This is a genomic window from Acidovorax sp. CCYZU-2555, assembly GCF_018413525.1.
Lineage (GTDB): Bacteria > Pseudomonadota > Gammaproteobacteria > Burkholderiales > Burkholderiaceae_C > Comamonas.
Window position 1 is genome coordinate 1 of sequence record NZ_JAHCDD010000127.1, and the last position, 10,098, is coordinate 10,098.

At 64.8% G+C, this 10,098-nt stretch carries 6 protein-coding genes; 2 read left to right on the forward strand and 4 right to left on the reverse strand.

Annotated elements, in window-relative coordinates:
- Nucleotides 1-5: 5 nt before the first annotated feature.
- The 4 genes from KHY18_RS26125 to KHY18_RS26140 all read right to left on the reverse strand — a co-directional run bounded on the left by KHY18_RS26125 (nt 6) and on the right by KHY18_RS26140 (nt 6,389).
- Entirely contained in the window at nt 6-2,063 is a 2,058-nt protein-coding gene (locus KHY18_RS26125) for a M3 family metallopeptidase (RefSeq protein WP_213307142.1), read from the reverse strand.
- Between the two features lie 148 nt (nt 2,064-2,211).
- Entirely contained in the window at nt 2,212-3,066 is an 855-nt protein-coding gene (folD, locus tag KHY18_RS26130; RefSeq protein ID WP_213307144.1) for a bifunctional methylenetetrahydrofolate dehydrogenase/methenyltetrahydrofolate cyclohydrolase FolD, read from the reverse strand.
- A gap of 75 nt (nt 3,067-3,141) precedes the next feature.
- Complete coding sequence (locus tag KHY18_RS26135; RefSeq protein WP_213307146.1) at nt 3,142-3,780, reverse strand: response regulator transcription factor; 639 nt, start codon at nt 3,778-3,780, stop codon at nt 3,142-3,144.
- On the reverse strand, nt 3,777-6,389 hold the full coding sequence (locus KHY18_RS26140) for a PAS domain-containing sensor histidine kinase (protein ID WP_213307147.1): 2,613 nt from the start codon (nt 6,387-6,389) through the stop codon (nt 3,777-3,779). The genes KHY18_RS26135 and KHY18_RS26140 overlap by 4 nt, the downstream gene beginning before the upstream one ends.
- 276 nt (nt 6,390-6,665) lie before the next feature.
- Between KHY18_RS26140 and aceE the strand changes: the two genes are divergently transcribed.
- A complete protein-coding gene (gene aceE / locus KHY18_RS26145; RefSeq protein WP_213307149.1) occupies nt 6,666-9,389 on the forward strand; it encodes a pyruvate dehydrogenase (acetyl-transferring), homodimeric type in 2,724 nt (907 codons plus the stop codon).
- 18 nt (nt 9,390-9,407) lie between these two features.
- Nucleotides 9,408-10,098: biotin/lipoyl-containing protein (locus KHY18_RS26150; RefSeq protein ID WP_283771373.1), on the forward strand; the 691-nt coding region annotated here is incomplete at its 3' end.

Below are 10,098 nucleotides of genomic sequence, written 5' to 3' on the forward strand. Positions count from 1 at the left end.
CGGCATCAGGCCGCGACGGGTTCGGCCATTCCTTGATGGCGCAGCAGCGCGTCGAGCGAAGGCTCGCGGCCGCGGAAGGCCTTGAACGACTCCATCGCCGGGCGGCTGCCGCCGGCTTCAAGAATCGCGGCGCGGTAGCGGCGGCCGGTCTCGGGCGCGTTGCTGCCGTCGGGCAGCGCGGTTTCCTCGAAGGCCGCATAGGCGTCGGCGCTGAGCACTTCGGCCCACTTGTAGCTGTAGTAGCCCGCGGCGTAGCCACCGGCAAAGATGTGGCTGAACGTATGCGCCGTGCGGCTGTAGGGCGGAGCGGGCAGCACCGCGACTTCGGCGCGCACCTGGGCCAGCAGCGGCATGATGTCGTCGGCCGGCTGGTGCGTGGTGTGCAGCAGCATGTCGAACAGCGAGAACTCGATCTGGCGCAGCGTGCCCATGCCGCTCTGGAAGTTCTTGGCGGCCAGCATCTTGTCGAACAGCGCGCGCGGCAGCGGCTCGCCGGTGTCGACATGCGCGGTCATGTGCTCGAGCACATTCCATTCCCAGCAGAAGTTTTCCATGAACTGGCTGGGCAGCTCGACCGCATCCCATTCGACGCCGCTGATGCCCGAGACATCGCGCTCGTTGACCTGGGTCAGCAGGTGGTGCAGGCCGTGGCCGGTTTCATGGAACAGCGTGATCACGTCGTCGTGCGTCAGCAGCGCGGGCTTGCCGTCGACGCCGTCGGCGAAGTTGCAGACCAGGTGCGCGACGGGCGTCTGCAGCTGGTGGTTGTCGGGGCGCAGCCAGCGCGCGCGCACGTCGTCCATCCAGGCGCCGCCGCGCTTGCCCTTGCGGGCCGGCTGGTCGAGGTAGAACTGGCCGACCAGCTCGGGGCCGTTGCTGCCCGCGCGCTCGATGCGGTAGAACTCGACCGCGGGGTTCCAGACCGGAGCGACATCGCGGCGGATGCTGACTTCGAACAGGGTTTCGACGATCTTGAACAGGCCGGCGAGCACCTTGGGCGCGGGGAAGTATTGCTTGACCTCCTGCTCGCTGAACGCATAGCGCGCTTCCTTGAGCTTTTCGGAGATGTAGCTCCAGTCCCAGGACTTGGGATCGGCCAGGCCCAGTTCTTCCTTGGCGAACGCACGCAGGTCGGCAACGTCTTTCTCGGCGTAGGGCCGCGCGCGGCGCGCGAGGTCGCGCAGGAAAGTGATGACTTCATCCGGCGATTTCGCCATCTTGGTGACCAGCGACAGATCGGCGAAGGTGGCATAGCCCAGCAGCTGCGCTTCTTCCTGGCGCAGCGCGAGGATTTCGCGGATGTTGGCGCTGTTGTCGAATTTCTGGGCGTCGCCCGCGGCCTGGTCGGAGGCACGCGTGACATAGGCCTTGTAGAGCGTTTCACGCAGGTTGCTGCTGCGCGCGAACTGCATCACGGGCAGGTAGCAGGGCATCTTCAGCGTGAGCTTGTAGCCGGCCTGGCCTTCGGCCTCGGCGGCGGCACGCGCGGCCTGTTGCACATCGGCGGGCACGCCGTCGAGCTCATCGAGCGTCGCGTAGTAGGCGAAGGCATCGGTGGCGTCGAGCGCGTTCTCGCTGAACTTCTGGCTCAGCTCGGCTGCGCGTTCCTGGATCTGCGCGAAGCGCGCCTTGGCTTCGCCTTGCAGTTCGGCGCCCGAAAGCACGAAGTTGCGGATGGCGTTGTCCCAGGCGCGGCGCTGTTCGGCGTTGAGCACGGACGGGTCTATGGCCTTGTACTTCGCGTACAGGCGTTCGTCCGCGCCCAGGCGGGTCCAGAACTCGGTGACCTTGGGCAGGGCTTCGTTATAGGCCGCGCGCAGCTCGGGCGTGTCGGCCACGCTGTTGAGGTGGCCCACGGCGCCCCAGGCACTGGAGAACTTCTCGGTCGCGACATCAAGAACGCTGGCAATCGATTCCCAGCGCGCCGGGAAGTCCGCGGCGGTGACCGTTTCCAGGGCTTTGCTGGCCTGCTCCATCAAATCATTGATCGCGGGCTGCACATGTTCGGGCAGGATGCGGTCGAACAGGGGCAGGTCGGTTTTGTCGAGAAGTGGATTGCTCATGCGTGCTTATGTGGCGACGTAACTAATAATTTCAAGCGTTAAGTGAAGCGGCTGGCTCTACAAGCCCAGTACGAACGGGTGGCAGCTTTCGTGCTGAGCGGGTCGAAGCGCCTATCATGCAAGAGAGGCGCACCTCTCCAAGTGCAGTTTAGGCCGCTGTACGCTCGGCCGCTTCCACTGTGCTCACCAAAAGCATCGTAATGGTCATGGGGCCGACACCGCCAGGAACGGGGGTAATGTAGCCCGCGACTTCCTTGACGCCCGCGAAGTCGACGTCGCCGCAGAGCTTGCCTTCGTCGTTGCGGTTCATGCCCACGTCGATCACCACGGCGCCGGGCTTGACCATGTCGGCCGTCAGCACGTTGCGCTTGCCCACGGCAGCGACCACCACGTCGGCCTGGCGTGTCATCGCGCCCAGATCGGCCGTGCCGCTGTGGCACACGGTCACGGTGGCATTGGCCTGCAGCAGCATCATGGCCATGGGCTTGCCGACGATGTTCGAGCGGCCGATGACCACGGCGTGCTTGCCGCGCAGGTCTTTCATGCCTATGGATTCGAGCATCTTCATGCAGCCGTAAGGCGTGCAGGCCTTGAAGCCGACTTCACCGACCATCAGCGCGCCCGCGCTGGCGACGTGAAAGCCGTCGACGTCCTTGAGCGGCGAGATGGCTTCGATGACCTTGTGGTCGTCGATGTGCGCGGGCAGGGGCAGCTGCACCAGGATGCCGTGGATGCTGGGATCGTTGTTGAGCGCTTCGACGCGCGCCAGCAGTTCGGCTTCGGTCAGGGTTGCGTCGTACTTTTCGAGCACGGAATGCAGGCCGGCCTCTTCACAGGCCTTGACCTTGTTGCGCACGTAAACCTGGCTGGCGGGGTTGTCGCCCACGAGCACCACGGCCAGACCAGGAGTGACGCCGCGCGCCTTGAGCGCTGCGGCGCGCGTGGCGACTTCGGAGCGCAGTTGGCGGGAGAGGGCGTTGCCGTCGATGAGTTGGGCTGTCATGTTTGAAATCTCAATAAAAAATGCTGCTAGCACCTTGAGGCACTAGCAGCCGTGGACCTGCCGTGATTCTAGGGATCAGGCAGGTACCTTGCCTGTGGGTTGGTTTTGTCCGAGGGCGATCTTGAGCAGATCGGCCACCGTGTTGGCATTGAGCTTTTCCATGATGTTGGCGCGGTGCGCTTCCACGGTCTTGATGCTGATGCCCAGATCGTCGGCGATCTGCTTGTTCAGGCGACCGGCGACTATGCGCTCGAGCACCTGGGCCTCGCGGCTCGTGAGCTTGGACAGCAATGCGTCGCGGCTCGCGGCCTGCTGGTGGCCGGCGAAGGCGTCGCGTGCGTGGTCCAGCATGCGCTCGACCAGGCCCAGCAGCTCTTCTTCATTGAACGGCTTCTGGATGAAGTCGAGCGCGCCCTTCTTCATGGTGTTCACCGCCATGGGCACGTCGCCGTGGCCGGTGATGAACACGATGGGCAGGGGCGACTTGCGCTCGATCAGGCGGTCCTGCAGCTCCAGGCCGGTCATTCCGCCCATGCGGATATCGACGATCAGACACGCGACTTCGCGGGGGTCATAGCGCGCGAGAAAAGATTCGGCGGCGTCGAAACAGCGCACGCGGTAGTCCTTGCCTTCGAGCAACCATTGCAACGAATCACGGACGGCCTCGTCGTCGTCCACCACATACACAGTGCCTTTTTTCGGAATCAAACTCATGCAATCGTCCTTGGTGTGGGTTCGGTTGTCGTGGTGAGCGCTGACGCATCCACTGGAGCCGCGAGCGGCAGCCAGAAAGTGAAGCGGCAGCCTATGACATCGGAACCATTGTAGAGGTTCTCCGCACGCATGCGACCATGGTGCGACTCGACGATGCTGCGGCACAGATTCAGCCCCATTCCCATGCCTTCGCTCTTGGTCGTGAAGAAGGCTTCGAACAGCCGCTCGAGCACTTCGGGCGGCAGGCCCTTGCCGGTGTCCTGCACGGTGAACTCCACCACCTGCTGGCCCTCGATCTCGCGCGGCAGCACGCTCAGTTCGACGCTGCGCTGGTGGCCCGGGCGCTGCGAGTTCTCAATCGATTCGGCGCCGTTCTTCATCAGGTTGACCAGCACCTGCTCGATCAGGATGGCGTCGGCCATCACCGGCGGCAGCCGCTCGGCGATATGGTGGGTCAGGCGCACGTTGTGGCGGCGCAGTTCGATGTCGGCCAGCTCCACGGCTTCGCTCACCATGTCGGCCACCTGGGCCAGCGTGCGGTTGGGCTCGCTGCGCTTCACGAAGGCACGAATGCGCTGGATGATCTGGCCCGCGCGCTGCGCCTGGTGGGCGGTTTTCTGCAGCGCCGTGAGCAGCATTTCCTGACTCAACTGGCCGTTCTGGCTGCGCGAAATCATGCCGCTGCAGTAGTTGCTGATCGCCGTGAGCGGCTGGTTGAGCTCGTGCGCCACGCTGGACGCCATTTCGCCCATGGTGATCAGGCGGCTGATCGATTGCGCGTGTTCGGCCTGGCGCGCGGCCTGCTCCTGCGCCAGTCGCCGCGGCGTGATGTCGGTGGCGATCACCATCTGCGCGAGCCGGCCGTCGACCCAGCTCAGATAGCGCGAGCGCACTTCCAGCCATTTGCCCAGATCGGGCAGAAAGATTTCGGCGTTCTCGCTGCGCGCGCTGGTCAGCGGGTCGGTGGGCAGGCCCATCAGGCCGTCCTCGTCGTCCATGTTGGAATCGGTATTGCGCGCGGGCAGCACGCCGGCCTGGGCGACGAGTTGCAGATGGCCGTCGGTCTGCGAGCCGAACCACTGGCGATAGAGCTTGTTGGCGAACAGCAGCTCGGCGCTGCCCAGCGGCGCGACCGAGACCGAGGCGTCGAGCGCTTCGAGCACGATGGTGAAGCGCTCGTGCGAGGCCGACAACTGCTCGCGGATGCGGTTGGGTTCGGTGATGTCGGTCATCGACGACATCCAGCCCGTGTGCTGGCCATGGGCGTCGATCAGCGGCGAGACATACAGCCGCGCGTCGAACTGGCTGCCGTTCTTGCGCTGCACGCGCACCTGGAAGCCGCCGACGATGGTCTTGCCGCTGAGCTCGTCGCGCAGCTTGAGCCGCAGGCTATCGTATTCGTTGCTGGGCCAGTAGCTGTAGGGCGGCAGTTGGCCGACCAGATCGCTTTCGCTCCAGCCCGTCATCTGGCAGAACGCGGCGTTCACATAGGTGATGCGGCCTTCGAGGTCGAGCGCGCGCATGCCGGTCAGCACCGAGTTTTCCATCGCGCGGCGGAAGTTGGTTTCGGCGACCAGCGCTTCCTGGGCGCGCATGCGCCGGCGCGTGTGGCGCCAGGTGGCCAGCAGCAGCCAGGCTGTCATGGCGCTGAGCGTGCCGACCAGCCAGAACAGGCTGTTGCCCACAAAGCCCAGCGAGGTCCGGTAAGCCTGGGCGCGCAGCACCAGGCCGCTGCCCACGGGCGAGACCGGCACTTCATATTCGTTGGCGCGATCGCGCCACCAGCTCCAGGCATTGCCGCTGGCGCGCTGGGGCAGGGCGGTGCCGGCCAGCAGCTTGCCGCTGCCGTCGAGCATGGTGACGGCGTAGCGAGCGAGCACTTCGGTCGGCGTGCCGTAGCGCAGCAGGCTGTCTATCGAATACTCGCCCAGCACCACGCCGCCAAAGCCGCCCGTGCTGTTGATCGGCACCTGCAACTGCAGCAGCGGCACGGGCTCGCCGGCGATCGCCAGCGATTGCGCGTAGACCGGCTGCTGCAGGTCCTGCACCTGGGCGAAAGTGCGCGCGGTGTCGCCGGGCCGCAGGATCTGGCCGGCGATGCGCAGCTGTTCGCTGTGCACCGTGGGCGCGGAATGGCTGGCGCGTATGCGCTTGTTTTCGTCTATCCAGCTGATCGACTGCAGCTCGGGGTATTGGGTGATCAGCGCCTCGCTGCGGCGCGCAAAATCGCCGCGGCCCAGCTCCTGGTTGGCGATGTCGCGCGCCACGCGCATCAGCTGCTCCTGGCGTTCGAGCAGGCGCAGGCGCACGCGTTGCTGCGCATACTCGACATCGCGGCGCAGCGCTTCCTGCTCGCGTTCGACTTCCTCGACGCGCAGATACCAGAAGGCGACGACGATGGCCGCGAGAAACATCAGCACCGCGGCCAGCGGGGCCAGCGCGGCAAAACGGTCCTGTCGCGTGGGCGACAGGCTGCGCCACCAGCTGCGCCACCAGCGCGCAGGCGCGACGATGGTGTCGGACAAGGCGTGCGGTGGCGCGGGCGGCTTGGGTGCGGCCGGCTGCGGCGTGGGAGGCTTGGCGGCGGGCTTGACGGGAGTGGGATCCATGCTCCGAGTGTAGAGGAGCAGCGCCGGGTTTTTCGGCCCTCTTCAGACAGCGTTTAAATTGTGCGTTTGCAGCAAAATATCACATTATGAAATCGAAAAGCATCATTTGAAATTTGTGAAAAATGTGCGAAACTTCCGATCAAATTCATTCAGTGGCGGCCGGTTTGCGGCCGTTTGCGCAAGGCAGCTGGTTGGGCATTTGGCAGGAGCTTTCCCGTCCGATGACAATGGGCCCAACGCGCACTGTTCGTTTATCGCCTATTGCCAGGAGACACCATGACAGCTCAGACCGACCCTCAGGCCGGCGCCGGCGCCACCCCCGTGGCCAGCACCGATCAGCAAGAAACCCGCGAATGGATGGACGCGCTGTCCGCCGTGATCGACCGTGAGGGCGCGCAATACGCCCACGCGCTGCTCGAAGAGCTGCTCGAACACGCGCGCCAAAACAGCGTGGACCGCCCGTTCTCGGCCACCACCGGCTATGTGAACACGCTCGAGACGTCGCAGGAAGCGCGCTGTCCCGGCAACCTCGAGATCGAAGGCCGTCTGCGCGCCTACATGCGCTGGAACGCCATGGCCATGGTCGTCAAGGCCAACCGCATTCACCCGCCCGAAGGCGGCGACCTGGGCGGCCACATCGGCTCGTTCGCTTCGCTGGCCAACATGTTCGGCGCGGGCTTCAACCATTTCTGGCACGCAGAGAGCGAAAACCACGGCGGTGACTGCCTCTACATCCAGGGCCATGTGTCCCCCGGCATCTACGCGCGCGCCTACCTCGAAGGCCGCATCAGCGAAGAGCAGCTGCTGAACTTCCGCCAGGAAGTCGACGGCAAGGGCCTGTCGAGCTACCCGCATCCCAAGCTGATGCCCGAGTTCTGGCAGTTCCCCACGGTGTCCATGGGCCTGGGCCCGCTGATGGCCATCTATCAAGCGCGTTTCCTCAAGTACCTGCACGCCCGCGGCATTGCCAACACCGAAAACCGCAAGGTCTGGGTGTTCTGCGGCGACGGCGAAATGGACGAAGTGGAATCGCTGGGCGCGATCTCGCTGGCCGCACGCGAAAAGCTCGACAACCTGATCTTCGTCATCAACTGCAATCTGCAGCGCCTCGACGGCCCGGTGCGCGGCAACGGCAAGATCATCCAGGAACTCGAAGGCGAGTTCCGCGGTTCGGGCTGGAACGTCATCAAGCTGCTCTGGGGCAAGGGCTGGGACGAGCTGCTGGCCAAGGACAAGGACGGCGTGCTGCGCAAGATCATGATGGAATGCAACGACGGTGATTACCAGTCGTTCAAGGCCAATGACGGCGCCTACGTGCGCAAGCATTTCTTCGGCCGCGATCCGCGCGCGCTGAAGATGGTCGAGCACATGAGCGACGACGAAGTCTGGAACCTGCGCCGTGGCGGCCACGATTCGCAGAAGGTCTACGCGGCCTTCCATGCGGCGAACGAGCACAAGGGCCAGCCCACCGTGCTGCTGGTCAAGACCGTCAAGGGCTTCGGCATGGGCAAGATCGGTGAAGGCAAGAACACTGTTCACCAGACCAAGAAGCTCGGCGACGAAGACATCAAGGCCTTCCGCGACCGCTTCAACATTCCGATTCCCGACAGCCAGATCGCCGATCTGCCGTTCTACAAGCCGGCCGACGACACGCCGGAAATGAAGTACCTGCACGAGCGCCGTCAGGCCCTGGGCGGCTACCTGCCCAAGCGCCGCGTCAAGGCTGACGAGCAGTTCACCGCGCCCGCGCTGGAAACCTTCAAGGCCATTCTCGAGCCCACGCCAGAAGGCCGTGAAATCTCGACGACCCAGGCTTATGTGCGTTTCCTCACGCAGCTGCTGCGCGACAAGGAAATCGGTCCGCGCGTCGTGCCCATCCTGGTCGATGAAGCACGTACGTTCGGCATGGAAGGTCTGTTCCGCCAGATCGGCATCTACAACCCCGCGGGCCAGCAGTACACACCGGTCGACAAAGACCAGGTCATGTATTACCGCGAGGACAAGGCCGGTCAGATCCTGCAGGAAGGCATCAACGAAGCCGGCGGCATGTCCAGCTGGATCGCTGCCGCCACGAGCTACAGCACCAGCAACCGGATCATGATCCCGTTCTACGTGTACTACTCGATGTTCGGCTTCCAGCGCGTGGGCGACCTCGCCTGGGCAGCGGGCGACATGCAGGCACGTGGCTTCCTGCTGGGCGGCACTTCGGGCCGCACCACGCTCAACGGCGAAGGCCTGCAGCACGAAGACGGCCACAGCCACATCCTGGCGAACACCGTTCCCAACTGCGTCAGCTATGACCCGACCTTCGCCCACGAAGTCGCGGTGATCATGCGCGAAGGCCTGCGCCGCATGGTGCAGGAGCAGGAAAACGTCTTCTACTACCTGACGCTGCTGAACGAAAACTACGCGATGCCAGGTCTGACGCCCGGCACCGAAGAGCAGATCATCAAGGGCATGTACCAGTGCAAGGCCGGCATCAAGGTGCCGACCACGGGCCTGCGCGTGCAACTGCTGGGTTCGGGCACCATCCTGCGCGAATCGATGTTCGCCCAGGAACTGCTGCTGAGCGACTGGGGCGTCGCCGCCGACGTGTGGAGCTGCCCAAGCTTCAACGAACTGACCCGCGACGGCCAGGACGTGGACCGCTGGAACCTGCTGCACCCGCTGGAAACCGCGCGCCAGGCATTCGTCACGCAACAGCTCGCCGGCTCCACCGGCCCGGTGATCGCGTCGACCGACTACATGAAGGCCTATGCCGAACAGATCCGCGCCTACATCCCCAAGGGCCGTATCTACAAGGTGCTGGGCACCGACGGTTTCGGCCGTTCGGACTTCCGCCGCAAGCTGCGCGAGCACTTCGAGATCGACCGCCATTACATCGTCGTCGCGGCACTGCGCGGCCTGGCCGATGCAGGCCAGCTGCCGATGACCAAGGTGGCCGAAGCGATTGCCAAGTACGGCATCCAGGTCGACAAGATCAACCCGCTGAACGCCTAAGAATTCCGGGAGACACATATGGCATTGGTAGACATTCAAATTCCGGACATCGGTGATTTCGACGAGGTGTCGGTGATCGAAGTGCTGGTTCAGGTGGGCGACACGATCAAGGCCGAGCAATCGCTGCTGACCGTGGAATCCGACAAGGCCTCGATGGAAATTCCGTCGAGCCATGCGGGCGTGCTCAAGGAGCTGCGCGTGGCGCTGGGCGACAAGGTCAAGCAGGGTTCGGTGATCGCGGTCATCGAAGCCGCGGGCGCAGCAGCAGCGGCCCCCGCAGCAGCGGCCCCGGCAGCAGCGGCCCCCGCTGCTGCTTCCCCGGCTTCCCCGGCTTCTTCGGCCCCCGCTCCCGCAGCGCAAGCCGCGCCGGCTCCCGCAGCGCAAGCCGCGCCGGCTCCGGCCGCTGCTCCCGCAGGCCCCGCCGCGACCATCGCCCTGAAGATCCCCGACATCGGTGACTTCAAGGACGTGGCCGTGACCGAAATTCTGGTCAAGGTCGGCGACACTGTGACGGCCGAGCAATCGCTGTTCACCGTCGAATCCGACAAGGCGTCGATGGAGATCCCATCGCCCGCCGCCGGCGTCATCAAGGCGCTGACGCTCAAGGTCGGCGACACGGTCAACATCGGTGATGTGATCGGCGAGATCGAAGGCGCTGGCGCTGCGGCGCCCGCGGCATCGGCCCCGGCCGCCGCCGCACCGGCTCCAG